The sequence below is a fragment of the Gluconobacter sp. OJB genome, from assembly GCF_039638275.1.
GTDB classification, from domain to species: Bacteria; Pseudomonadota; Alphaproteobacteria; order Acetobacterales; family Acetobacteraceae; genus Gluconobacter; species Gluconobacter cerevisiae.
On the sequence record NZ_JBDIWH010000001.1, the window covers coordinates 826,320 to 849,523 of the forward strand.

Sequence of the window (23,204 nt, forward strand, 5' to 3'; positions counted from 1 at the left end):
CTGATCCCAGGACTGACTTCCCCATGCGCATCTCTTTTTCCGATCCGGCAGAACGCAGCGAAACGGAACCCCGCGCGCGGGAGCTGTCCAGAATTGCCGGGCTGATGCGGATTACGCTGGCCCTGACCCTGATGCTGCTCGCCATCTGGCTGATCGGCGATGTTCTGGCCGTGATCTTTGCGTCCGCTCTCGTGGCAATAGTCCTGCATGGACTTGCCCGCATGCTGCGGCGTCACGTTCCCGTCATTCCCTATCAGGGTGCGGTCGCCCTCGTGACCGTCGTGATCCTCGTCGCCATGATCGGCCTTGGCTGGAGCAGCGGCCCCTCCATCAGCGACCAGTTCATCCGTCTCAAACAGGCGCTGATCACCCAGTCCGGTGAACTCCGCGCCCATCTTTCCGGCTCCACGATCGGCCAGATGGTCCTAGATCACCTGCCCTCGTCACTCGGAGGCAATGCTGCTGGCACGGGAGGTCTCGGTTCGCTGGGATCAGGGCTGGCGGGCTCGGTCACGGGCCTTCTCAGCAGTGTTTTCGGCATCATCGGAACACTTCTGGTCATTCTGATCGCCGGTCTGTATTTCGCCCTTAGCCCCGCCGTCTATATCGACGGAATGCTGCGCCTCGTCCCTACGCAACACCGTCCTGCCGCGCGTGAACTGATGCTGACCGCCGGTGCCACTCTCTGGGCGTGGACTGCCGGGCAGGCACTGGACATGCTCGTAGTCGGCATCCTCTCTGGCATCGGCCTGTCGCTGATTGGCGTCCCGCTCGCACTGGCGCTCGGGGTCGTGGCGGGTCTGTGTAATTTCATACCCTATATCGGCGCCATTCTCGGTGCCGTGCCTGCTGTCCTGCTGGGCCTGTCCCTCGGCACACATGAGGGCCTGTTCGTCGCCATCCTCTATTGCGTGATCCAGTTCTTCGAGGGCAACGTCCTCGCCCCACTAATCCAGCGCCGCGCCGTCCACATGCCGCCCGCGATGGCCATCCTCTCGCAGACGGTCTTTGGCTCCATTCTGGGTGCCCCCGGCCTGATCCTCGCCTCTCCCATCACCGCCGCCCTTCTGGCCATGGGCGACAAGGCCACGGCCCCGCTGGAGGACGAAAACCAGACCCGCCGTGACGTCGGTGAAGTTACGGAAGAAGAAGAAAAACGGCAGAAGTAAATTTCTGCTTGCTCCTGACGTAACGTCATCACCCTTGATGTCGCGTCAGGAGCATGATGATGACCACACGAATCCTGACAATCGGCGAACTCGCGCTCGCAACCGGCGTCCCTCCCCGGGCACTGCGTCATTTCGAAGCTGCAAACCTGCTTCACCCACGACGCTCAGAAAACGGGCGTCGCGCCTATGAAGCAGCCGATATCGGAACGCTAACGCACATCCTGCTCCTGAAACGGGCCGGCTACACGCTGAAGGAGATTGCTTCCCTTTCGCGTGGACCCCTCGATGCAGAAAGACTCCTAGAAAGCCCAGCTCCGCGTTCTTGAGGCCCGGCGTACCGAACTCGACGCCATTATCGGCCAGATGAAGACCGCCTGCGCTACCATTTCAGGAGAAACGGTTCCGGACCTGACGTCTTTCTGCGCCCTCATCAGCAAAGGACAGCAGTACATGACATCCACAGCCATGAGAGACGTACTGGATCAGTATTTCACGTCTGACGAACAACAACGTTGGCAGGACATGGCCAACAGCCATTTCCCCCCGACGCAATGTACGACATACACGAAACAGTGGGAGACGCTCATCGGTCAGTGCGAAGACGCGCTGCGCCGTCAGGTCACCCCTGAAAGCGCCGAAGCCGCTAAACTGTTGGCGAACTGGAAGGCTCTACAGCAACCCTTGCAGGAAGCGACCGGTCCAGAACTTTGGGCCAAGGCGAACCGGATGTATCTGGAGCGGGATAACTGGGAAACGTCCGAGCGAAAGCTGCCTTTCAGCCCGGACGTTCAGGACTTCATTATTTCGGCCGCGCGCCATCAGGCTGCAACGCCATAAGCTGCGCATCGGGAAAAGCATTCATCCGATACGGGCCGTTCTTCTCAAGCTGAACGCCCACGATATCGTCCTGCTTCTTCTGTTTCCAGATGGACACAATCAACGGCTGTCCCTGCGCCGTGGACATTTCAAGAATGACCTGCCCCGGTGCAGGCGGCCGCTCGCCCGACGGGCCCCAGGCCGTCTCATGCGACTGAAGCCACAGATTGACCTTCTGAACTTCATCTGCCGACAGATCGCGACTGATGGGCGCGCTCATCTGTCCCGCAGTCACCTGCGGAAATTTCCAAGCATGCAGCAGCGGCCAGGTCACAAACCAGATAACGCCCACTGGAATAAGGACCAAGGCCCCAAAGACAAAAAGAAGTTTCTGCTCGCGTCTCACGCCTGTTCTCCTGCCCACTGATTAAGGGCTGCAATGATATGGCGAACGTCCTCGTCCGTCAGCTCGGGATGAATGGGAAGTGCCAGAACACGCGTACCAAGCTCTTCCGCGACCGGCAGGGAGGCTCCGTCATGATGCGGCGCATAGGCTGGCTGATGATGCAGCGGCTTGGGATAATAAATGGCGGTCGGAACGCCTGAATCCTTCAGAAACGCCTGAAGCGACTCCCGCTTCGCCGCATCCGGCAGCAGGACCGTATAGATCGCCCACGCACTCTCGCTGTCAGGCACGCGTGCGGGCGATACAATCCCCGCAGGCATCCCGGCATCATAGGCCGCCGCAATCGCATCCCGACGTTTCAGTTCTGCGTCAAACACATCGAGCTTTGCCAGAAGTACAGCCGCCTGAAGCGTATCCAAACGCCCGTTGATCCCGATCCGCTCGACTTCATAACGCGTGCGGCCTTCGCCATGCGTGCGGAGGGAATGATACAACGCCGCCAGATCATCATCGTCTGTCAGGATCGCGCCGCCGTCTCCATAACCACCCAGCGGCTTGGACGGGAAGAAAGACAAGGTGGTCGCCTTCGCCTCATGTCCCAGACGGCGGCCATGATAGGTCGCCCCAAAAGACTGCGCACAGTCGGCCACCAGCGTCAGACCTTCCTGCGCCGTCCAGAGCTTCAGTTCGTCCCAGGGCGCAGGTTGTCCGAACAGATCCACCCCGATTACGACTCGCGGCTCCAGATCCTCTGCCTGACGGACGGCCTCAAGCCGCGCCTTCAGCGATTCAAGACTGATCTGGAAGGTCTGCGGATCAACATCCACGAAAACCGGCGTCCCACCCAGCAGCAGAACGACTTCTGCCGTCGCGGTGTAGGTGAAGGCTGGTAGGAAAACCGCATCTCCCGGCCCGATTTCTTCAGCCATCATCACCATCAGCAGCGCATCCGTGCCGGATGAGACGCCGATTGCATGTTTCGCGCCTCCGAACTCTGCCAGACGCTGCTCCAGTTCCTGCACTTCCGGGCCAAGCACGAAACGGCAATGCGCCATGACGGCATCCACGCGCTTCTGGATGCTGCCGCCGAGGCGCGCCTGCTGGGCGGGAAGGTCGAGAAAAGCAATCTGCCGTGTCATGGCGCTATCATCTCCGGATCGGGATGGGAGACCGCAACCGGCATTCCGCCGTCACGGTTATGAAGGAATTCAGGAACCAGCCTGTACAGGATCGTCATAATCGCGCCCAGATCGTTTGCGCGACAGGCCATTTCCAGCTCGTCCATCGCAAGTTTCGCCACCCTGAAATCGACAGTCCGCGGAGACGCCATCCGCAAACCGGGCGCATCTGTCGGAACCGGGGCCTCGCGGCCGTGGAACAGTTCCTCGAACAGCTTTTCGCCCGGACGCAGCCCTGTGAAGCGGATTTCGATATCGGTTTCGGGACGCAGCCCGGCCAGCCGGATCATCTGGAATGCCAGATCCATGATCCGCACCGGATCGCCCATATCGAGCACGAAAATCCCGCCCTGCTTGAGGCGCCGATCCGTCGCATCGTGTTCCGCACGCTCATGCGTTCCGCGCACGGCCGCCTGCAAAACAAGCCCCACAGCCTCCGGAACCGTCATGAAATAGCGCGTCATGTCCGGATGCGTGACCGTCAGCGGTCCACCATGTTCAAGCTGCCGTTTAAAGAGCGGTACGACCGACCCCGTGGACCCCAGCACATTGCCAAACCGCACGGTCACGCACCGCATGCTGCCCTGCCCGGCCCGCGCGCGCATATCGAGCGCCTGCCCGTAAACCTCCGCACAGCGCTTGCTGGCCCCCATCAGACTGGACGGATTGACCGCCTTATCCGTGGAAATCATGACCATCGCCTGTGCACCGGCACGCTCAGCCTCATCCGCCACGATCCGCGTACCGATCACATTCGTCAGCACACCCTCGACCGGATTGTCTTCAACGATGGGCACATGCTTGAGAGCCGCCGCATGAAACACGATCTGCGGTCGGTACTCTCCAAAAATCTCTGCCATGCGCCGCCGATCGCGCACATCCGCGACGATCTGGTGGCGCGTCACGCTGCCAAAACGCTCGGAAATGTCCAAATTGATCTGCCACAGCGCATATTCGCTGCTTTCGATCAGGAGAAGCATAGCGGGCCGGAAAGACGCGATCTGCCGCGCAAGCTCTGAGCCGATACTGCCTCCCGCCCCGGTCACAGCGATAACCCGACCACAAATCAGCCGTGTCATACCCTGCGAATCGAGTGCAACGGGAGGACGGTTCAGCAAATCCTCAATCGCGATAGGCCGAAGCTCCACGCGATCCGCCGGCTGCAAAGCTGTCAGCGACGGCGTTCGCTGAACGTCGATGTCATAAACCCGCGCCGATTCAAGAATCCGGGCCAGTTCCCGCCCTTTGATTTCTCCAGTGGTCAGAACCAGGGCGTCGGGCAATTTTCCAGCGGCGAAAAGCCTCTCCAGAATAGCGGGGGTTTCGCTGATCGTTCCTAGAATGGGGCAGTCATGAATACGCCGCCCGGCCTGCTGTGACCCGCCAGTCAAAATTCCCACCACACTGCGACTGTTCTCGCTATCGCGCTCCATCGCCCGGATGAACAGATCCGCCTCATGATCCGCGCCCAGCAGCAGAATGCGCTGATTGGCCAGCGCGCTGCTCTTACGCCGCGCCGCCAGCCGCCACATCATGCGAACGGAGCCGAGAAACACCAGCAGAACCAGCGCATGAATGATCGGGAAGGTCGGCGTCGGCAGCGGATACCCCGCCACACGTAACAGCCCGGCAAACAGCAGTGCGCTCAGAACCGAGGCGCAGGCAATATTGAACAGGTCCGCCACGCCCGAGAACCGCCAGTACTGCTGCGGAACACGGAACGGCAACCCGCCAACCAGAAGCGTGATCCCACCACCCGCAATGAACCATAATGGATGGAGCCATCCTCCGGCCGGATCTGCCAGCCAGCGTGCAACAGGCGCCGCCGCCGCAGACACGACTCCGTCCAGCGCGACATTGAGCGCAATGCGCCGTGCCTGCATCGACGTACGCGAAGCCGGGCTGGCAGGCGGCCTGAAAGAAGGCTCCGAAGGGGGCATTGAGGCCAGGGATGCAGGGCCTGTAGGATCAACAGATGTCACCTGCCCCTTATAGCGCCAAAAACCTCTCTTCCATAAAGTCGTCAGATGCCCTTTTCTTTCCAGAATATTAATATTGGAATCACACTCCCCTGCCTTGCCGCAGTTGTGCTGTGTAATATCCTGATCCTGTTCATGATCCGCGCAGGCGTTCTGGATCATCCGGTTGCCCGTAGCTCCCATACGAGACCAACACCCAAAGGTGGCGGCATCGGCATCGTCGGGGCCTTCGTCCTCTGTCTGATCCCGGCCCTCCGTACAGCCCATACCCCCGTGTCCCTTATTCCCGCCATCACGGGATTACTGATCGGCATGATCGTACTCGGCGCCGTATCATGGCTCGACGACATGCGGCCGTTCCCCGCCCGCTACAAACTTGCAGCCCAGTTTTTGGCCGCTATCATCGCGGCATTCGGAGCAACATACGGCACGGATACTCCATTATGGATGTTGGTGCCCTTCGTCCTCGCTGCGGTCTTCATTACGAACGCCCTGAATTTCATCGACGGGATTAACGGCCTTGCTTCCGGCGTCATGGCTATCTCCGCCCTGTTTCTGGCCAGCGCAGGCATCATGCCCGTCGCGTTCATGCTGCTCGCCATCTGTCTGCTGAGCTTCCTGCCTTATAATTTTCCAAAAGCCCGGATTTTCATGGGCGACGTTGGCAGCCAGCCGATCGGCCTCGTCATCGCCTGGGGCGGCATGACAGGCTTTGGCACAGGGGGCAGCGTCCTCGTGATCGCGCTGCTCTCAGGCGTGCTGTGGGACGTGACGTTCACGCTCCTGCGCCGCGCCCGTGCCGGAGACAGACTCGCGCAGGCCCATCGCGGCCATCTCTATCAACTGGCCGTCCGCTCGGGTCTGCCCGTGCCGCTCGTTACTTTTTTATACTGGGGATTTGCCCTGTGGGGCGCTGCAGCATTCGCCACAGGTCAGATCATCACGACAGTTCTGATGATCGCCTTGCCACAGATTCTGTGGACAGGATATATCTGCACGCGAGCCAGAGCCCGCGTGCAGGATCGCTGGTAATCAGCCGGATCGTTCAACCAGCGCGGCGGCTGCTCAGACGCTCAACGGAAGCCGAAGCCCGCTCTGTGCGCGTCGAACGGGTGCCGGAGGCTTCCGTCATGACGGCGCGCATTTCACGCAGGAACGCGGAACCCTTCAGCGTCCGCTGAACGAGGACCGAACGACGGTCCAGCGGATCGACCTTACGACGGGCCAGATCCAGCTCGCCCAGACGATCAAGCGCGCGGGTGATTGCGGGCTTGGAAACCTTCAGCTCAAGGGCCAGACCGCGAACCGTGTGAGCACCGTCCCGCAGATAGCAGGTCAGGAAAACGGCAAGCTGTCGTGCCGAAAGATCGGGACCGTCACGACGGACCATGGAAACGATGGTGTCGCACAGAAGATTGAGCATCTGATCATTGGTAGCCTGGGGCATGATCTCTCTCCTAAACAGTTCGACGCCCTGTTGTCCGATCCCATAACGGGGAGCGGGCGGCTGGGGGCCAACATGAAATTTCTCTGCCTCTCCTTCCCGGGAGAGGCGTCAGTTGCACTCAGATGGTGATTCGGAACGCATACGCAAGCATACGGGTTCCAAAACATTCCAGTAGACGATGACTCTGCATCGAAACGATAAGGGGCATATGCCTCATTGAAACGCGTTTGACACCCTAATCTTTCAAGCCTTCTTCACACCGACACACTGTTTCCTGAGTGAAACGCTTCATGAAAGCTCAGGAATTGTTATGAATTCGTGACAATGTTTCCAAAATTGCCCGAAGACCAAGCACTTCTCCGCCTTCAGGACGGCCCGGACGCCCTCCGTCATTCCACGCATAAGTGTCGATATGTGCCCATTTCTGGCCATCCGGAACGAATTTCTGAAGATAAAGCGCCGCCGTAATCGCACCAGCCATGGGTTTTGACGTCACATTTCCGAAGTCAGCGACTTTACTATCAAGCCATGCATCATAGCCATGCCAGAGTGGCATTCTCCACATTACATCGGCCGTCGCTTTTCCCGATTCGAGAATAAGCGAGGCCAGTTCATCATCATTACTGAACAATGCCGGCACATCCGGGCCGAGTGCCACACGTGCTGCACCCGTCAGGGTTGCAGCATCAAGAATGACATCCGGACGATTTTCGGACGCTTCCGTTATCAGATCACACAACACCAGCCGCCCCTCTGCATCCGTGTTGCCAATCTCAACCATTTTTCCGCTGCGCGTTTTCAGAACGTCTCCAGGACGCATCGCATGTCCCGACACGCTGTTCTCCACGCAGCCCAAACGCAGTTCCAGATCCACATCCAGCCCCAAGTCGATTGCCGCGCAGGTCACCGCAAGCATCAGGGCCGCCCCGCCCATGTCTTTCTTCATCCGCAGCATCCCTGCTGCACCCTTGAGGTCGTAACCGCCCGTATCGAAACACACGCCCTTGCCGACCAGCGAAACCCGCGGCGCGCCCTCGCGAGCCTTCCAGCGCGCGACGACCACAACCGGCTTGCGTTCGGAGCCTTCGCCCACTTCCGCCAGACACGGATACGCACCGCGCAGATCATCCCCTTCGACGAAACTGACACTCGCCCCCCGATGCACCAGCGCCTTGCCTGCCATTTCCGCAAGCTCTCGCGGCCCCAGAAGATTCGCAGGCATGTTGATCAGGTCCCGCCCGAAGCACACAGCCTTCGATATCGCCACAAGGCGCGCCGCATCGTCAGGAACAACCATCCGTGTCGCGCACGGTTTTATTCCTCCGAGACCGAACCGATACGCCCCCATGCAGAACCCAAGCAGCGCACTCTCCAGCGCCCCGGCTTCCAGTCCATGCAGCACGGCCGTCCAGTCACCCTCGGGCAACGTCGTACCCAAAACCCCGAAAGCCTCCGGATCATTTGCCCGCGCAGAACCCACACACAGGATTGCAGCCCCGACCCCGCCTTCACCCGGCAGGAGGGTAAAAGCGCCGTCTTTTCGGGAAAATCCCTGCGCTTGCAGAAAAACGGCATGCTCTCCGAGAAGACCGGAAACCGCAGCACTGTCCTCACAGGCCACGAGATGCACCAGACGCGCCGCAGGCGCTTCAGCAGAGGTCACGAAGGGAAGCTGGGGATGCGAATTCATGTGATTTTCTTCCTCAAAGACCTGCCTTCCCCGAGAAAGATCTGTCGGGAGGGCTTCAGATGCTTGCTTTTGCTCCGCAGGCACCCGACCATTCAGACATGAAGGGTGCATTCCACGGAACCTCGTCCAGCGACCATACCATGCCAGCCAGCATCCGTGCTGCCCTTGGCCCCACCAATACCGGCAAGACCCATTATGCCCTGACGCGTATGATGGCTCATGCGTCCGGCATCATCGGCTTTCCCCTGCGCCTGCTGGCCCGGGAGAACTACGAGCGCCTCGTTAAAATCAAAGGGGAGCGTCACGTCGCCCTCATCACGGGCGAGGAAAAAATCGTTCCTCCCGGCGCGCGCTGGTTTTCCTGCACTGTCGAGGCCATGCCGCTGGACCGCAAGGCCGAGTTCATCGCCATCGACGAAATCCAACTCGCCTCGGACCCGGATCGCGGTCACGTCTTCACGGACCGCCTGCTCCACGCACGCGGCACGGTCGAGACGTTGTTCCTCGGTGCCGAAACCATCCGTCCGCTGCTTCAGAGACTCGTACCCGGCATCGAAATCGACATCCGCGCTCGCCTCTCGAGCCTCGCCAGCACAGGACATACGAAACTCTCCCGCCTGCCCCCACGCTCGGCCATCGTCGCGTTTTCCATGAGCGAAGTGTATGCACTGGCCGAAGTGATCCGCAGACGCCGGGGGGGCTGTGCGGTCATCATGGGCCAACTCAGTCCTCGTACCCGTAATGCTCAGGTCGAGCTCTACCAAAACCGCGACGTGGATTATCTCGTCGCAACCGATGCCATTGGCATGGGGCTGAACATGGACGTCGATCACGTCGCCCTGGCCCAGCTCAGCAAATTCGACGGCACCGTTCCCCGCCCCCTGTTCCCGCAGGAAATTGCCCAGATCGCCGGTCGCGCCGGTCGCGGCATGAAAGACGGTACCTTCGGCACCACGGCCGACTGCCCGCCCATGTCCAGCGCTCTCGTCGAAGCCGTCGAGCAGCACCGCTTCGACCCGATCCAACGTCTCTACTGGCGCAATCACGAACTGGACTTCACCAATCCTGCCAACCTGCTCAAAAGCCTGACCCGGCCGCCACCGCTGCGAGGCCTGACCGCAGGCCGCGTGGCCTCGGACGTCACCACCCTCGAATCCCTGATGCTCGACCCGGATGTTCGCGAGATCGCCCGAGGCAAGCGGGCCACGACCCTGCTCTGGGACGTTTGTCAGATCCCCGACTTTCGCAAGCTCGGCGATGACAGCCACACCCGCCTCTGCGCGCGTCTCTATATTCATCTGGTTAAGGAAGGGAGCATCCCTGCGCACTGGATGGAAGGCCATATTCGTGGTCTGGCCAAAACCGAAGGTGATATCGACACCCTCATGCACCGCCTCACCGGCGTGCGCGTCTGCTCCTATGTCGCCGCCCGCACCGAATGGAGCCGCCATTCCGCCATGTGGCAGGAGCGTGCCCGCGAAGTCGAAGACCAGCTCTCCGACGCTCTGCACGAACGCCTTACCGCACGTTTCGTGGACCGCCGCGCCACGACGCTTCTGCGCCGCCTGGACAGCGACGGCGACCGCACACTGCTGTCTGCCGTCAAACCCGATGGCGACGTTCTGGTAGAGGGTCACAGCATCGGACGCATACGGGGCTTCACACTGGAGACGGACGCGGCCTCTGGCCCTGAGCGCCAGATAATCCTGCGTGCCGGACGCAAGGCACTCATACACGAAATCCCTCGCCGCATCCGTCTCCTACAGGATGCGCCCGACACCGCCCTCAGACTGGACGCCACGACCGGACATCTTTTCTGGGATGAAATCCCTCTTGGCCGCCTCATCGCAGGCCCGTCCCTGCTCCGCCCCGCCATCCAGCTTTTTCCAGCCGAGTTCACCGACACGGTCCAGAAAACCCATGTCGAAACCCGTCTGCTGACATTTGTGGCAAACCTCATCCGCACGGATCTGAAAGCCCTTTATCGCGCCCATGCCGTCGCTGAACGCGAGCCAGGCCTCCGCGCCATTCTGCACCGCCTCATGGAAGACGGCGGCATCACCGAAACCCTACCAGAAGATCAGGCACTTCCCGCCGCCCTGCGCAGCAAGCTGCGGAAGAACGGTGTCGAGGTCGGACGTTTTTCAATCTTCTGCCCGGCTTTGTTCCGGACGCGCCCTCTGGATCTTCTGGGGCTGTTGCATGCCCTGCACCACCAAACGCTGCACCGTCCGACAGCCCCCGGTCGCGTCTCACTTCCATGGTCCGCCATCAGCGGGCAATTTGGCTGGATCCGTGCCGGAGATACGGGCCTGCGCCTCGACATTGCAGAACGCTGCATCGCGGAACTGCACCAGCTTGCACTTCGCCGCGACCACCTAGCACCGCCCGATCTGGCCTCACGACTGGGCGTAAAGACCGGCAGCCTTCCAGACGCCCTGAAAGGTCTGGGCATTGCGCATCAACCCGCCGAGACTCAGTCCCTAACCTATGCTGGCCCGCCACGCCCGCTCATGATTCTCCACGATCGCAAAACCCGAGCCTCCCGTCACCCCAGAACCGCGCAACATGGATCTGCGTCCAGACGCCCCTCCCCTCCACGAACTGACAGTCCTTTTGCAGCCCTCGCTATCCTCAGGGAAAAAGTCCGCCCATGAACGAACCCTATCAGCGGCTGGACCAGTGGCTCTATTACACCCGCATCGCCAAGACACGCCCGCTTTGCGCGACCATCGTCGGGAAAGGCCGCATCCGCATTAACCGGCAACCCACCAGTAAGCCCCATGCCAAGCTTCACATCGGCGACATATTGACTTTTCCCGCAGTTTCTGGCGGAGAAGTGCGCGTGTGGCGCGTCTTGGATCTTGGTGAACGCCGCGGTCCGGCAAAAGAAGCCGCACTTCTTTACGAAGTCATCACAGAAGACGGCTGACGATGCTTGCGTCTGACGCCAAACCTTCGCATATCATCCCGCTCGGATGAAACCGGCCGGATGCCGGACCAGCAAGACGATCGGAGACGTCAATGACCTATGTGGTCACAGAAAACTGCATTCGCTGCAAGTTCACGGATTGCGTGGAAGTCTGCCCCGTAGACTGCTTCTATGCAGGCGAAAACTTCCTTGTCATCAATCCTGATGAATGCATCGACTGCGGCGTATGTGAGCCGGAATGCCCGGCCGAAGCCATCTTCCCCGACAGCGACAACCGCGCCGCGCCGTGGATCGAGGTTAATGCGAAATATTCGGCTCAATGGCCGAACATGACCCGCAAGATCGACGCCATGCCAGATGCGGAAGAATGGAAAGACAAGCCAGGCAAAGCTGCCATGCTGTCTGAAGCACCGCATCAGGGCTGATCCTTCTCCGACACGAAGACGTACCCCACCCGGTCTCTCACGAGACCGGGTTTTTTCATGCCTGCTACCCTGATCAGCACCGCGATCCAGGACTGACGCAAGGCACAAAAAAAAGGCTGGCAGGATTTCTCCCACCAGCCCTTCCCTCAGGTTTCAAAAGAAACCTTAGCGGGACATCATGTTGATTGCAGTGTCATGCATGATGAAAAGCGTACCGCCGATGATAACGACCACCGTTGCCGCAGCAAAGATGAAGCACATCAGGTTCCAGCTCTGCTCGCTGCTGGTGTTCAGATGAAGGAAGAACACCAGATGAACAATGATCTGCACGACGGCAAGAACCGTCAGTGCGGCCAGCGCCATCCCGGGAGACAGGGCGTGGGTCATGACGGCGGCAAAAGATGCCACCGTCAGGATCACGGCCAGAACGAAGCCGATCAGATAAGCCGAATAGGAGCCGTGGCTACCATCGTGGGCTGTGTGTGCCTGAGCCATTACATCACTCCTGCGAGATAGACGAACGAGAAGACACAGATCCAGACGATGTCGAGAAAGTGCCAGAACAGGCTGAGGCAGGCCAGCTTGTTCATCATACGCTCGGACAGATCCTGCGGACCCATCATCTGCACCATCAGAACAGCCATCCAGATCAGGCCGCAGGTGACGTGCAGACCATGCGTTCCAACCAGCGTGAAGAACGCGGAAAGGAATGCAGAACGGTCAGGACCATTGCCTTCTGCGATCATGGAGCTGAATTCTTTCAGTTCCAGACCGACGAAGGATGCGCCCAGCACGAACGTAATGGCGAGCCAGACCAGAACCATCGTCTTGTTCTTCGCCAGCGCGTTCAGCGAGGCAAAGCCGTACGTGATGGACGAGAACAGCAGAATAGCCGTCTCGATCCCCACGTTCGTCAGGTCGAACAGTTCCTTGCCCGACGGGCCACCGGCATACTGGTTCCGGAGGACCGCAAAGGCAGCGAAGATCGACCCGAATAGGACACAGTCCGTCATCAGGTAGAGCCAGAAGCCGAACACGTTGGGGGATTCGTGATGATGTTCCCCGCCGTGATCGTCGGCGTGTGCCAGAGGCGACATTGTTGCTTCGTGAGCCATAAGTCTTATGCCTCCCTCTTACTCTGCTGCCTGCGCCGCAGCGATACGACGAGAATATACTTCCTCGTTGTGCTCGATTTCGCTCACCGGGACATAGTAGTCGACGTCGCGGTTTGCGCTGCGCAGGATCATGGTTGCAACGATACCGATCAGGCCGATGGCAGCGAGCCACCAGATGTACCAGATCGAAGCGAAACCGAGGATGAAGCTGAACAGACCGATGAAAACACCCGCAGATGTGTTCTTCGGCATGTGGATCGGAGCCAGCGGCTTGCCGTGAGCCTTAAGACCCAGCTGCTTCTCGGTGTGGAACGTGTCGAGACCATGAATGTCAGGAATGACCGCGAAGTTATAAGCCGGCGGCGGAGAAGAAATGGACCACTCCAGCGTACGACCGTTCCACGGATCACCCGTCAGATCAAGGTTCTCGGGCAGATTACGGTCACGGATGGAAACGTAAAGCTGCGTGAGCTGGCAGACGATACCAAGAGCAATAACGATCGCCCCGGCTTCAGCTGCAAGCATCCACGGATACCAGTCGGGATTGTCGTAATGGTTCATACGACGCGTCATACCCTCGAGACCGAGGACATACAGCGGAACAAAGGCGAGATAGAAGCCTACGAACCAGCACCAGAATGCCCGCTTGCCCCAGGTTTCATTCAGCTTGAAGCCGAAAGCCTTCGGGAACCAGAAACCCATGCCCGCGATGTAACCGAAATACACACCGCCGATGATGACGTTATGGAAGTGGGCAATCAGGAACAGGGAGTTGTGCAGGATCCAGTCGGCAGCCGGCATAGCCAGCATCACGCCCGTCATGCCACCGATGGAGAAGGTGATCATGAAGCCGATCGTCCAGTACATCGGAGCCGTGAATTCCACGCGGCCCTTATACATCGTGAACAGCCAGTTGAAGATCTTCACGCCAGTCGGGACGGCGATGATCATCGTCATGATACCAAAGAAGGTATTGACGTTGGCACCTGCACCCATGGTGAAGAAGTGATGCACCCACACGACGAAGGAGAGCACCATGATGGAGCACGTGGCGTACACCATCGTCTTGTAGCCAAAGAGCGGCTTCTGGGAGAACGTTGCCGTAACTTCGGAGAAAACACCGAACGCCGGAATGACGAGGATGTAAACTTCCGGATGGCCCCAGGTCCAGATCATGCTGAGATAAAGCATGACGTTACCGCCGGCATCATTCGTAAAGAAGTGCATGCCGAGATAACGGTCAAGGCTGAGCAGACCCAGCGTTACCGTCAGAACCGGGAAGGATGCCATGATCAGCACGGTCGTGCAGAACGCAGTCCAGGTGAAAACCGGCATCTGCATCCAGCCCATGCCAGGTGCACGCATTTTGACAATGGTCGTGAAGAAGTTCACGCCTGTCAGCAACGTACCGACACCGGAGATCTGAACAGCCCAGATATAGTAGTCAACACCGACACCGGGGCTGAACTGCATTTCGGACAGTGGCGGGTAAACCAGCCAGCCGCACTGCGCAAACTCACCGATGAACAGAGAGATGTTGATCAGCAGGGCTCCGACCAGCGTCATGTAGAAGCTGAGCGAGTTCAGGAACGGGAACGCAACGTCACGCGCACCGATCTGAAGGGGAACCACCAGGTTCATCAGACCCGTCATAAACGCCATCGCCATGAAGAAGATCATGATGGTGCCGTGAGCGGAGAAGACCTGATCGTAGTGATGCGGCGGCAGATAACCGGGGTTACCCTTATATGCCAGCGCAAGCTGGGTCCGCATCATGATGGCATCCGCGAAACCGCGGAACAGCATGACGATCGCCAGGATGATATACATCACTGCAAGACGTTTGTGGTCGACAGTCGTCAGCCAGTCACGCCAGAGATAGCCCCATTTACCGTAATAGGTGACAGCACCCAGTACGGCGAGACCGATAACAGCAACACCAAGGAATGTACCGACAAGAATCGGAACATCCAACGGTATGGCTGAAAAGGAGAGTTTTCCGAGCATCTGTCGGTTATTCCTTCATGCCGGTGTCGGACGGTGCAGCGTTGAGAACAGACTGCATGTGCATGACCTTGCCCGTCGTCTTGTCCACCACCATGCCATTGTTATACTTGGCAACGATGCCGTCGAAGAGATCCGGCTGGACATGCGCGAAATACTGTACCGGTGCAGCTTCCTGCGGTGCAGCATATTTCGGGTATGTGGTATCGTCGAGGTTTTCGCTTCCGGTCTTTACCTTCTCAACCCAGTCGTTGAACTGAGCCGGGTCCATGGCAAGCGTACGGAATTTCATATCCGAGAAACCACGACCACTGAACTGCGACGCTTCACCAAGGTAATCCCCGGGTTCGCTTGCGAGCAGATGCAGCTGTGTCTGCTGGCCCGGCATGGCGTAGATCATCGAGCCCAGACGGGGGATGAAGAACGACGTCATGACGGAATCAGACGTAATCTGGAAATCGAGCGGCGTGTTCGTAGGAACATCCAGCTGGTTGATCGTTGCGATCCCCAGGTCCGGATAAATGAACAGCCATTTCCAGTCGAGAGAAACCACCTGAACATTCAGCGGCTTGACATTGTCATCCGTCTGAAGGGGGCGGTAGGGGTCATAGGCATGCGTACTCCACCAGCTGATGGCGCCGAGGAAGGCGATCAGAATGGCGGGAACACCCCAAATGACGTATTCGATTGCGGTCGAATGATCCCAGTTCGGGAGGTATTCGGCCTCTTTGTTGGAAGCACGATACTTCCACGCAAAATAAAGCGTCGCGACGCAGGTTGGAACCACAACGAGCATCATGATGACGAATTCCGCCACCATGACATCGCGGTTCATTACTGCGACCGGGCCGCGCGGCTGAAGCAGATCAACCGTACAACCCGATAGCATCAGCGCCGGCAACGCTGGGAGATATCGCCAGAGTTTTTTCATCGGTCCTGCTTTCATCATCCGTTCCGGCTTGCAGTAGTCGCCGGGAAACGGTTTGACACGATAAGGTCCGCATCAGTGCCGCCGAACGCTGCCATAGTCTGCTACCTTTCTCGTTCGTATCCTGACGTCAGGAACCGGATCAAAGATCCGATCCTGAAGTTCATTCAGCATGGGACACGGCTGTCCCGGTTCCTCAGGTTTTTTCTGCCTGAATCGCCTCAAAGACAAGGCTTATCACGGATTTCGTGAGCCCTTCCCCAGCATGGACCTCAGGATGAAATGGCTGTTTTTCGCCACATTTGATCTAATTATGACTTTCATTAAGCATGAAAATTACAGATTTTTAATGTAAACCCGTTTAGAATTCACCGAAATAATTCAAGACTTTTTTAGTCCAAAAAGCAGAAAAGGGCGGCATCATCTGCCGCCCTTTCCACAAGATTCAATATCGTTCGAACAGTACTGTCAGTCACTGTTACCTGAACGCACCCCCATGAACTGGATGAGAAACTGAAACAGGTTTACGAAATTGAGATACATCGTCAGCGCATCATAGACACTCAGCTTCGCTACTTCTTCCGGACCGGCATAAGCCATGTACTGCTGGTACGTGATCTTGATCCGCTGCGTGTCATAGGCCGCCAGAAGCGTGAAAAGCCCCACCCCTATTACTGAAACCAGCATTGCAAGGGGGGAACTGTGCAGGAAGATGTTCACCACAGACGCCAGAACGATGCCGATCAGCCCCATGAACAGGAACGAACCGAGTCGAGCGAGATTGGCACCCGTCGTGTATCCCCACAGCGACATTCCTGCGAATGTAATCGCCGTCACAAAGAACGTCCGGGCCACGGAAACGCCCGTGTAGCTCAGCAGGATACTGGCCATGCTGGCACCCATCGCGACGCTGAACAGCAGGAAGATTCCCTGCACGGCCGGACGGGACAGGCGGTTAACGCCGAAGGACAGAACCATCACGAACACGAGCGGCGCAAAGATGCTGATGCCCCCCAGAAGGGTCGGCCGCAGAACGATTGCACCATTCGGCATTTGAGCCAGATGGAAGAACAGAGCGCGCAGGGATGTCTGTGCGACGCCGTAGGCGACCACTCCCGTGATCACCAGACCAAGCGCCATCCAGTTGAAGACCCGGCACATATAAGCACGAAGTCCGGCATCAAGACTGCCGGCTCCGGCCTGCACACCGGCTCTGCTGAAGTTGGAATTAAAAGCCATGACACCTTTTCCAATGAGATGCCCTTCTGAAAAGGGCGCTTGACGAACCAGGGAGGGCCGTCCGTACACTCCACCTGAATGTGGGAGTTTTGCCGGAGGGGTCAAGAATACTCCGCCGTCCCTTACTTATTTTTCATGGGAAACGCGCCTCTTGAGACTTTTTGTCGCACTCGACCTTCCTGTCGATCTCCGTGAAACGCTCGCGCTGATGCGCGGTTCCATGCCCGGCGTGCAATGGGTTCCTGCACAAAACCACCACATCACGCTCCGCTTCATCGGCGAAATCACGGACAGACACCGACTGGAGGAGATTGACCTCGCCCTCTCCCGACTGGCCTGGAAGCCCTTCGACCTATCGCTCGCGCAGGCCGACATCCGCGAGGGCCTCAATGCCGACAGCCTCCTGATCGGAGTTGAGCGCACGCCACAACTCGAGGCGCTTCAGTCTCAGGTCGAAAGCGTCCTTCGTCGCGCCGGGTGCCCTCCCGCGAAGCGACGCTTTCAGCCAGCCGTCACGCTGGGGCATTTCTCATCCAGCCAACGCGCCGACGCCATCCAGTGGGTGCAACGGCACAATCTCTTTCGCAGCAAACCGATGTCCGTAGAGCACGTTACGCTTTTCGAGAGCCTGCGCAGCCTCGGAGAGCATGTTTATGTTCCCAGAGCCGAATATGCCTGGCAACCGGACATGCCGCTGACGCCCGAGGAAGAATGACCCGATCCGTCCCCTCTCCTGAGGAGCGTCTTGACGCTCTCCTCAGGGAAGTCCGTGCCTGCCGTGTCTGTGAGGCCCATCTGCCTCTGGGCGCTCGCCCTCTGATCCACGCCTCCGCGACTTCCAGAATTCTGATTGCAAGTCAGGCACCGGGCACCAAGGCCCATATCGCAGGAAAATCGTTTTTCGATCCGTCAGGCAATCGGCTCCGAAGCTGGCTCGATATCCCGGAAGACATTTTTTACGACACCCGGCATGTCGCTATTTTACCTATGGGATTGTGCTATCCCGGCCGCCTGCCTCAGGGAGGCGACAAACCACCGCGTCCCGAATGCGCGCCTTTGTGGCGGCAGCGTATCCTGTCGCTCCTGCCGGACATCCGCCTGACACTTCTCGTTGGTAGCTATTCCCAGAACCATGTTCTGGGACGCGGTTCAGTCACGGAGCGAGTCAGGAATTTCAGAGATTACCTGCCCGAGTATTTTCCCCTGCCGCATCCTTCATGGCGGACCGGAGTTTGGGAAAAGAAAGCGCCATGGTTCCAGGAAGAGATCATCCCCGCCCTGCGCGAACGCGTTCATATGCTGCTCAGCGAACGCTGATCTTTAAGTGGCTCTGGCCTGCCTGAAAGCCTCGACCAGAAATCCTTCGACGCCGGACGAGAGAATCTGAACTCCGATCGCCAGCAGGATGAGGGCGGCCAGACGGCTGACAATCCGCGCACCTGTCACACCCAGCATTGCCACAACGCGCTCGGCATAGGCGTAAACGACGGCCACTACGACGGCCATAGTCGTCGCCGCAGCGGAAACACCCAGATAGTAATCTGCCGTTGGCATGTGGGGCGGCGTGGACGAACTCAGGGCGATGGCGACGGAAATACTTCCCGGCCCCACCGTGAACGGCATTGCCAGCGGAAAGAACGCCCTCTCCCGCAGATCCGGTGTTGTTACGGTGCGACCACCCTGAAGCGCCTGCTTTTCCTTGCGGGCCTCGGACGTTTCAGGCTGCAACAGCATCACCCATGCCCGGGAAGCCACCACGAGACCACCGGTAATGCGCAGGGCATTGATCGAAATGCCGAAAAACCCGAGAATCCAGCTTCCAAACCAGATGGACACCAGCATGATGCCCAGAGAATTCAGGGCAACCTGACGCGCCAGTTCGACGACTTCGCGGCGCTCACGCCCTTCCGTCGCCTGCGCGAAAATCAGCGAAGCCCCGAGCGGATTGATGATCGAAAACAGCGCGGGAAAGGCAATCAGCCAGCTGCTGAGCGTATTCCCCAGCCCGGGCGCCAGGCTCATGAGCCTGTTGCAGCCTGTGGTTGGCGCTTGCGTGCCAGACGTTCCTCACCCTTCAGAAAAGCCCGCAGCATCCGATAGTCCTCGGAAAAACAGCATACCGTCCCGGCTGTCCTGTCTGGACAGACCGTCAGTCCCAGATCGTTATAAACGGCCATCAGGGACTGGCCAACCTGTATGAAAGCGAGCTTGCAACCTTCCTGCAATGCCAGATCCCGCAATCGCCAGATCGCGGCCACACAGTTCCGTTCGGAGCCCGCCGGATCACCCAGTCCGATGATGAACTGACCCGTCCGCAGAAACGGAATGGCCGCACGTCCGGCCTCGTCCAGCAAAAGCCCGGTCGGACGACGCGTGCCCAGTTGCGGCAAGGCATGGGCCAGACTGTGATATCGGCAGGCATTCTCGGTCGTCCAGGCTTCAAAACGAATTCGCGTCCGACGCATTCCGCGCCACAGGACGTAAAATCCGCAAAGGGCCGAAAACCCCAGAAACCAGCGCCCGACAGCTGTATGGGCATCATAGATCATGGAGCGCCACCAGATCGGCCCCAGATGCCGCTGCACCGCAACCCAGCCCACCCCCATGAGCCCCAGTCCCCACAGCGAGAGGGGCGCTAGCGTGGCTGGCGTCAGAGGAGCGGTCAGAAGATGCGCCCGGCGATAATAGCAATTCCGGAACGGCAGCAGCAGGAGCATCACGAGCGCAATGACAACCGGCCCTTCCCACGGCGCATGACGCAAGAGCAGCAGCAGAACCGCCGATCCCAGCATCCCAAGAGAAAATTTCCAAGCCAACGCCACGCGCTGCGATAGCCCCCAGGACAGTGCCGCAAGCCCGACGCCAACCACCGTCAGCAGGAGATCCGCAATCTGCGACACCGCCGCCCAGAAGGACGTCTGGACAGGCGGCAGGTCCGCTACCAGCGCATACAGCAGCAACAGAAGCCCAACGACAGCCTGCACACTCGTCGCCACAGCCACAGAGAAATCTGCCTCTGATTCGCGGATGACCTGACTGGGCCTGACCCTGCGCGGCGTTTGCCCTGCCGAAACCAGCGCCTGCTCTCCTCGTAGGAAGAGTTCATGTCCCGCGAACATCAGCCCGGCAATCAGAAGAGGGATGATATAATAGAAAAGCCGGAAGACGAGGATTGCGCCCATGATCTGCGATGTCGGCAGATAGGCCTGCAATGCCAGCAGCATGGCCCCGTCGAAAACGCCTAAGCCCCCCGGAACGCTGGCCATCAGCCCGGCCGTGTAAGAAGCCAGATAGATCGCCAGAAAGGTCCCGAACCCGAAATGCGCTTCAGGCGGGAGCGGCGGCAGCACGCAATACGCAATCAGCGCCGTCGCTGCCATGTCCGCCGCACTGACGGCGATCTGTGCAATCGCAATCCCCGGCCCCGGCAACTCGATCTCATACTTCCAGACGCGCACATGCTTTCGGACGCGCACATGCTTTCGGACGCGCGACACCAGCACATAGGCCAGCAGCACACCCCAAAGCCCAAGCCCCACAAACCTGAGCAGAAATGTCGGCAGATGCATCAGAACCGGCACCGCGTGCGGCTCGACAATCAGAATCCCACCGATCAGCGCCATCGTGCCGAGCAGATAGGTCGCCGAGCAGAAAGCAATAATCTGCGCAATCGCACCCGGCGCCACGCCCCAGCTCCGGTAAAGTCGGAATCGCACCGCTGCGCCTGAAATCGCCGCACAGCCCAGATTGTGGGACAGCACATAGGAACAGAACGCCGCGAAAGCAGAACGCTGATACGACACGTCTGCCCGGACATGCAGACAGGCCAGACGGTCATAGAAAGTCAAAATGAAGTAGGACAGAAGTGTCGCCGCACCACCGGCCAGCAACGCAGAATCCGGAATAGCGCTCAGACTTGTGGTGATGTCATGCAGCGAAAGATGGCGCAGTTCCCGCCAGATGACGACCACAGCCGCCACCAGCAGAACCAGCCCCACGAGAGCCGGCGCACGTGACAGGAGAACCTGCCAGCGTCGTTTCGACGGACTGGCCTCTGCACACCCGCAATCCACGGGGTCCGCCTCCACCGATGCACAGACCTGCCCCTTCGCAGACGGAGCCTGAACATCGAGCGACCGAAACTCCGGTCTTTTATCTTTGGGCGCGCCCACGGCTCAGCCCTGTACAGGCTCTTCAACAGGCCGCGCGAGAGCTTCCCGGATCAGGCCAACCGTCTCCGGCAGCCCGAACAGGGACGCAAAAATCCCGAAACGCGGCCCTTCGGTCTGCCCCAGCAGAACCTCATACAGGCACCCGAACCACGACCGCAGTTCGGACTTCTCGAAATAACGTTTTCCGACTTCAAACACGACATCCTGTACGTCACCCGGCGACGTTTCCGGCGCGAGCTTGGCCAGTTTGTCCGCGAGGTCCACCAGCCCCTTGCGCTCGGTATCGGTGGGCGCACGATAGGTTTTGTTCGGGTAAACCTGCTCCTGAAAATATGTCAGCGCACAGCGTACGAGACGGTCCACATACGGATGCGTCTCAGGAGAGAGCGTCGGATCATAGCGCCGCAGGAACTTCCACAGCGTCTCCGGCTTGTCGGCATTGGCCACATTCGCAAGGTTCAGCAGCGCCGTGTAGGAAACCGGGCTGGTGTCTTCCGGACGGAGTGTTCTGCCATGAATGAACCACACCGGATTAGCCATCAGTTCCGGCCCTTCCTGCGTCTCGGCTTTCTGCACGAGCGTCAGGTAATCATCCGTCGCACGCGGAATGACATCGAAGAACAGACGCTTGGCCCGCGTCGGCTGCTGGAACATATACTGCCCCAGACTTTCCGGCGTGCCATAGCGCAGCCATTCCTCGACCGACAGACCATTGCCCTTGGACTTGCTGATCTTCTGCCCCTGCGAATCAAGGAACAGTTCGTAGGTCAGGCCCGCAGGCGGTTCCTTGCCCAGAATGCGGCAGATCTTCGAGGACAGCTTCACACTGTCGATCAGATCCTTACCCGACATTTCATAATCCACGCCCAGCGCATACCAGCGCATGGCCCAGTCGGCCTTCCACTGCATCTTGGCATGACCGCCCAGAACGGATGTCTCGAACGTCTTACCGGATTCGTCCTTCCAGACAACGGTCCCGGCATCCGGATCAACCTTGATGATCGGCACCTGCATGACCTGCCCGGTCTCGGGATGGATCGGCAGAACCGGCGAATAGGTCGCCCGACGCTCCGGACCAAGCGTCGGAATAATGGTCGCGACGACTTCGTCATGGACTTCAAGCATACGGCGCAGCGCCGCATCGAACGTGCCACTGGTATAATACTGTGTGGCGGACGCGAACTCGTATTCAAAACCGAAACTGTCGAGGAACTGGCGCAGACGCGCATTATTATGCGCGGCAAAGCTCTCGTATTCACCAAACGGATCGGGCACCCGCGTCAACGGCAGGCCGATATACTTCGCCAGAAGCTCCTGCTGAGGCACATTGGTCGGCACCTTGCGCAGTGCGTCCATGTCATCGGAGAACGCCAGCAGACGGGTCGGGCGGCCCGTGAGCGCCTCATAGGCCTGACGCACCCAGGTCGTACGCGCCACTTCGCCAAATGTGCCGATATGCGGCAGACCCGAAGGGCCATAGCCGGTCTCGAGAAGAGCCGGAGTCTGCTCTGGCGTCTGGTCCGACGTGCCCTGCGCGCGCGCATCCATGCGCGCGGTGATTTTTCGCGCCTCTTCGAACGGCCATGCTTTTGGAAGCGGCGCGTCAGAAGAGAGGGACGGAGCGATAGGTGTCTTAAATTTCTGCATGATTACACTAAAAAGTAGGGAGACACTTCTTCCCGGTCAAGCAATACGACACATTCC

General features: G+C 59.1%; 22 protein-coding genes. 9 read left to right on the forward strand and 13 right to left on the reverse strand.

What is annotated here, in order from left to right:
* The first annotated feature begins 23 nt into the window (after positions 1-23).
* The 3 genes from ABDK74_RS03790 (at position 24) to ABDK74_RS03800 (ending at position 2,006) form a co-directional block, all read left to right on the forward strand.
* Positions 24-1,169, forward strand: coding sequence for an AI-2E family transporter (locus ABDK74_RS03790; protein WP_194255230.1), 1,146 nt, complete (start codon positions 24-26; stop codon positions 1,167-1,169).
* Between the two features lie 59 nt (positions 1,170-1,228).
* Positions 1,229-1,495, forward strand: coding sequence for a MerR family transcriptional regulator (locus tag ABDK74_RS03795; RefSeq protein WP_346002772.1), 267 nt, complete (start codon positions 1,229-1,231; stop codon positions 1,493-1,495).
* 124 nt (positions 1,496-1,619) lie between these two features.
* Positions 1,620-2,006: a TipAS antibiotic-recognition domain-containing protein gene (locus ABDK74_RS03800; RefSeq protein WP_346002773.1), complete on the forward strand. Its 387-nt coding sequence runs from the start codon at positions 1,620-1,622 to the stop codon at positions 2,004-2,006.
* Here ABDK74_RS03800 and ABDK74_RS03805 read toward each other — a convergent pair.
* From ABDK74_RS03805 to ABDK74_RS03815, 3 genes are all read right to left on the reverse strand, one after another.
* Positions 1,969-2,265 (reverse strand): hypothetical protein, encoded by a 297-nt coding sequence (locus ABDK74_RS03805; RefSeq protein WP_228120941.1) that lies wholly within the window; start codon positions 2,263-2,265, stop codon positions 1,969-1,971. The two genes, ABDK74_RS03800 and ABDK74_RS03805, sit on opposite strands and share 38 nt — an antisense overlap.
* A gap of 122 nt (positions 2,266-2,387) precedes the next feature.
* Positions 2,388-3,530: a DegT/DnrJ/EryC1/StrS aminotransferase family protein gene (locus ABDK74_RS03810; protein WP_346002774.1), complete on the reverse strand. Its 1,143-nt coding sequence runs from the start codon at positions 3,528-3,530 to the stop codon at positions 2,388-2,390.
* Entirely contained in the window at positions 3,527-5,452 is a 1,926-nt protein-coding gene (locus ABDK74_RS03815) for a nucleoside-diphosphate sugar epimerase/dehydratase (protein WP_346004155.1), read from the reverse strand. The genes ABDK74_RS03810 and ABDK74_RS03815 overlap by 4 nt, the downstream gene beginning before the upstream one ends.
* A gap of 144 nt (positions 5,453-5,596) precedes the next feature.
* On the opposite strand from ABDK74_RS03815, the gene ABDK74_RS03820 reads away from it, so the two are divergent.
* The gene (locus ABDK74_RS03820; RefSeq protein WP_346002775.1) at positions 5,597-6,580 is read left to right on the forward strand and encodes a UDP-phosphate alpha N-acetylglucosaminyltransferase; all 984 of its coding nucleotides are present in this window, start codon (positions 5,597-5,599) and stop codon (positions 6,578-6,580) included.
* Positions 6,581-6,593: 13 nt separating this feature from the next.
* Here the strand turns inward: ABDK74_RS03820 and ABDK74_RS03825 are convergent, their stop codons facing one another.
* Positions 6,594-6,995, reverse strand: a complete 402-nt coding sequence (locus ABDK74_RS03825) for a MarR family transcriptional regulator (protein ID WP_194254442.1) — start codon at positions 6,993-6,995, stop codon at positions 6,594-6,596.
* Between the two features lie 298 nt (positions 6,996-7,293).
* On the reverse strand, positions 7,294-8,685 hold the full coding sequence (locus ABDK74_RS03830; protein ID WP_346002776.1) for a leucyl aminopeptidase family protein: 1,392 nt from the start codon (positions 8,683-8,685) through the stop codon (positions 7,294-7,296).
* Positions 8,686-8,744: 59 nt separating this feature from the next.
* Here ABDK74_RS03830 and ABDK74_RS03835 point away from each other — a divergent pair, with 59 nt between their 5' ends.
* The 3 genes from ABDK74_RS03835 (at position 8,745) to fdxA (ending at position 12,042) form a co-directional block, all read left to right on the forward strand.
* Positions 8,745-11,342: a helicase-related protein gene (locus ABDK74_RS03835; RefSeq protein WP_346002777.1), complete on the forward strand. Its 2,598-nt coding sequence runs from the start codon at positions 8,745-8,747 to the stop codon at positions 11,340-11,342.
* Complete coding sequence (locus ABDK74_RS03840; RefSeq protein ID WP_346002778.1) at positions 11,339-11,617, forward strand: S4 domain-containing protein; 279 nt, start codon at positions 11,339-11,341, stop codon at positions 11,615-11,617. The genes ABDK74_RS03835 and ABDK74_RS03840 overlap by 4 nt, the downstream gene beginning before the upstream one ends.
* A 92-nt stretch (positions 11,618-11,709) precedes the next feature.
* A complete protein-coding gene (gene fdxA / locus ABDK74_RS03845) occupies positions 11,710-12,042 on the forward strand; it encodes a ferredoxin FdxA (protein WP_099285255.1) in 333 nt (110 codons plus the stop codon).
* Between the two features lie 165 nt (positions 12,043-12,207).
* On the opposite strand, the gene cyoD is transcribed toward fdxA, so the two are convergent.
* From cyoD to ABDK74_RS03870, 5 genes are all read right to left on the reverse strand, one after another.
* Entirely contained in the window at positions 12,208-12,537 is a 330-nt protein-coding gene (cyoD, locus tag ABDK74_RS03850) for a cytochrome o ubiquinol oxidase subunit IV (protein ID WP_194254439.1), read from the reverse strand.
* Positions 12,537-13,157 carry a cytochrome o ubiquinol oxidase subunit III gene (gene cyoC / locus ABDK74_RS03855; protein WP_194254438.1) on the reverse strand — a complete coding sequence of 207 codons (621 nt, stop codon included), beginning with the start codon at positions 13,155-13,157 and terminating at the stop codon, positions 12,537-12,539. Before cyoC ends, cyoD begins: the two co-directional genes overlap by 1 nt.
* 18 nt (positions 13,158-13,175) lie before the next feature.
* Positions 13,176-15,164 carry a cytochrome o ubiquinol oxidase subunit I gene (cyoB, locus tag ABDK74_RS03860; protein WP_194254437.1) on the reverse strand — a complete coding sequence of 663 codons (1,989 nt, stop codon included), beginning with the start codon at positions 15,162-15,164 and terminating at the stop codon, positions 13,176-13,178.
* A gap of 7 nt (positions 15,165-15,171) precedes the next feature.
* On the reverse strand, positions 15,172-16,110 hold the full coding sequence (gene cyoA, locus ABDK74_RS03865; RefSeq protein ID WP_194254436.1) for a ubiquinol oxidase subunit II: 939 nt from the start codon (positions 16,108-16,110) through the stop codon (positions 15,172-15,174).
* A 447-nt stretch (positions 16,111-16,557) separates the two neighbouring features.
* Complete coding sequence (locus tag ABDK74_RS03870; RefSeq protein ID WP_346002779.1) at positions 16,558-17,328, reverse strand: Bax inhibitor-1/YccA family protein; 771 nt, start codon at positions 17,326-17,328, stop codon at positions 16,558-16,560.
* 151 nt (positions 17,329-17,479) lie between these two features.
* Between ABDK74_RS03870 and thpR the strand changes: the two genes are divergently transcribed.
* Positions 17,480-18,043: an RNA 2',3'-cyclic phosphodiesterase gene (gene thpR, locus ABDK74_RS03875; protein WP_346002780.1), complete on the forward strand. Its 564-nt coding sequence runs from the start codon at positions 17,480-17,482 to the stop codon at positions 18,041-18,043.
* The gene (locus tag ABDK74_RS03880) at positions 18,040-18,645 is read left to right on the forward strand and encodes a uracil-DNA glycosylase family protein (protein ID WP_346002781.1); all 606 of its coding nucleotides are present in this window, start codon (positions 18,040-18,042) and stop codon (positions 18,643-18,645) included. The genes thpR and ABDK74_RS03880 overlap by 4 nt, the downstream gene beginning before the upstream one ends.
* A 3-nt stretch (positions 18,646-18,648) precedes the next feature.
* Here the strand turns inward: ABDK74_RS03880 and ABDK74_RS03885 are convergent, their stop codons facing one another.
* The 3 genes from ABDK74_RS03885 to ABDK74_RS03895 form a co-directional block, all read right to left on the reverse strand.
* Positions 18,649-19,350, reverse strand: coding sequence for a MarC family protein (locus ABDK74_RS03885; RefSeq protein WP_346002782.1), 702 nt, complete (start codon positions 19,348-19,350; stop codon positions 18,649-18,651).
* The gene (locus tag ABDK74_RS03890) at positions 19,347-21,401 is read right to left on the reverse strand and encodes a lysylphosphatidylglycerol synthase domain-containing protein (RefSeq protein WP_408874497.1); all 2,055 of its coding nucleotides are present in this window, start codon (positions 21,399-21,401) and stop codon (positions 19,347-19,349) included. The genes ABDK74_RS03885 and ABDK74_RS03890 overlap by 4 nt, the downstream gene beginning before the upstream one ends.
* Positions 21,402-21,503: 102 nt before the next feature.
* Positions 21,504-23,147 (reverse strand): lysine--tRNA ligase, encoded by a 1,644-nt coding sequence (locus ABDK74_RS03895; RefSeq protein ID WP_346002784.1) that lies wholly within the window; start codon positions 23,145-23,147, stop codon positions 21,504-21,506.
* Positions 23,148-23,204 lie beyond the last annotated feature (57 nt).

What these genes read in the sequence shown, in the direction of transcription:
- ABDK74_RS03790 (WP_194255230.1), top strand. Translation starts at nt 24, where the DNA reads ATGCGCATCTCTTTTTCCGATCCGGCAGAACGCAGCGAAACGGAACCC.
- ABDK74_RS03795 (WP_346002772.1), top strand. Translation starts at nt 1,229, where the DNA reads ATGACCACACGAATCCTGACAATCGGCGAACTCGCGCTCGCAACCGGC.
- ABDK74_RS03800 (WP_346002773.1), top strand. Translation starts at nt 1,620, where the DNA reads ATGACATCCACAGCCATGAGAGACGTACTGGATCAGTATTTCACGTCT.
- ABDK74_RS03805 (WP_228120941.1), bottom strand. Translation starts at nt 2,265, where the DNA reads ATGAGCGCGCCCATCAGTCGCGATCTGTCGGCAGATGAAGTTCAGAAG.
- ABDK74_RS03810 (WP_346002774.1), bottom strand. Translation starts at nt 3,530, where the DNA reads ATGACACGGCAGATTGCTTTTCTCGACCTTCCCGCCCAGCAGGCGCGC.
- ABDK74_RS03815 (WP_346004155.1), bottom strand. Translation starts at nt 5,452, where the DNA reads ATGCAGGCACGGCGCATTGCGCTCAATGTCGCGCTGGACGGAGTCGTG.
- ABDK74_RS03820 (WP_346002775.1), top strand. Translation starts at nt 5,597, where the DNA reads ATGCCCTTTTCTTTCCAGAATATTAATATTGGAATCACACTCCCCTGC.
- ABDK74_RS03825 (WP_194254442.1), bottom strand. Translation starts at nt 6,995, where the DNA reads ATGCCCCAGGCTACCAATGATCAGATGCTCAATCTTCTGTGCGACACC.
- ABDK74_RS03830 (WP_346002776.1), bottom strand. Translation starts at nt 8,685, where the DNA reads ATGAATTCGCATCCCCAGCTTCCCTTCGTGACCTCTGCTGAAGCGCCT.
- ABDK74_RS03835 (WP_346002777.1), top strand. Translation starts at nt 8,745, where the DNA reads ATGCTTGCTTTTGCTCCGCAGGCACCCGACCATTCAGACATGAAGGGT.
- ABDK74_RS03840 (WP_346002778.1), top strand. Translation starts at nt 11,339, where the DNA reads ATGAACGAACCCTATCAGCGGCTGGACCAGTGGCTCTATTACACCCGC.
- fdxA (WP_099285255.1), top strand. Translation starts at nt 11,710, where the DNA reads ATGACCTATGTGGTCACAGAAAACTGCATTCGCTGCAAGTTCACGGAT.
- cyoD (WP_194254439.1), bottom strand. Translation starts at nt 12,537, where the DNA reads ATGGCTCAGGCACACACAGCCCACGATGGTAGCCACGGCTCCTATTCG.
- cyoC (WP_194254438.1), bottom strand. Translation starts at nt 13,157, where the DNA reads ATGGCTCACGAAGCAACAATGTCGCCTCTGGCACACGCCGACGATCAC.
- cyoB (WP_194254437.1), bottom strand. Translation starts at nt 15,164, where the DNA reads ATGCTCGGAAAACTCTCCTTTTCAGCCATACCGTTGGATGTTCCGATT.
- cyoA (WP_194254436.1), bottom strand. Translation starts at nt 16,110, where the DNA reads ATGATGAAAGCAGGACCGATGAAAAAACTCTGGCGATATCTCCCAGCG.
- ABDK74_RS03870 (WP_346002779.1), bottom strand. Translation starts at nt 17,328, where the DNA reads ATGGCTTTTAATTCCAACTTCAGCAGAGCCGGTGTGCAGGCCGGAGCC.
- ABDK74_RS03880 (WP_346002781.1), top strand. Translation starts at nt 18,040, where the DNA reads ATGACCCGATCCGTCCCCTCTCCTGAGGAGCGTCTTGACGCTCTCCTC.
- ABDK74_RS03885 (WP_346002782.1), bottom strand. Translation starts at nt 19,350, where the DNA reads ATGAGCCTGGCGCCCGGGCTGGGGAATACGCTCAGCAGCTGGCTGATT.
- ABDK74_RS03895 (WP_346002784.1), bottom strand. Translation starts at nt 23,147, where the DNA reads ATGCAGAAATTTAAGACACCTATCGCTCCGTCCCTCTCTTCTGACGCG.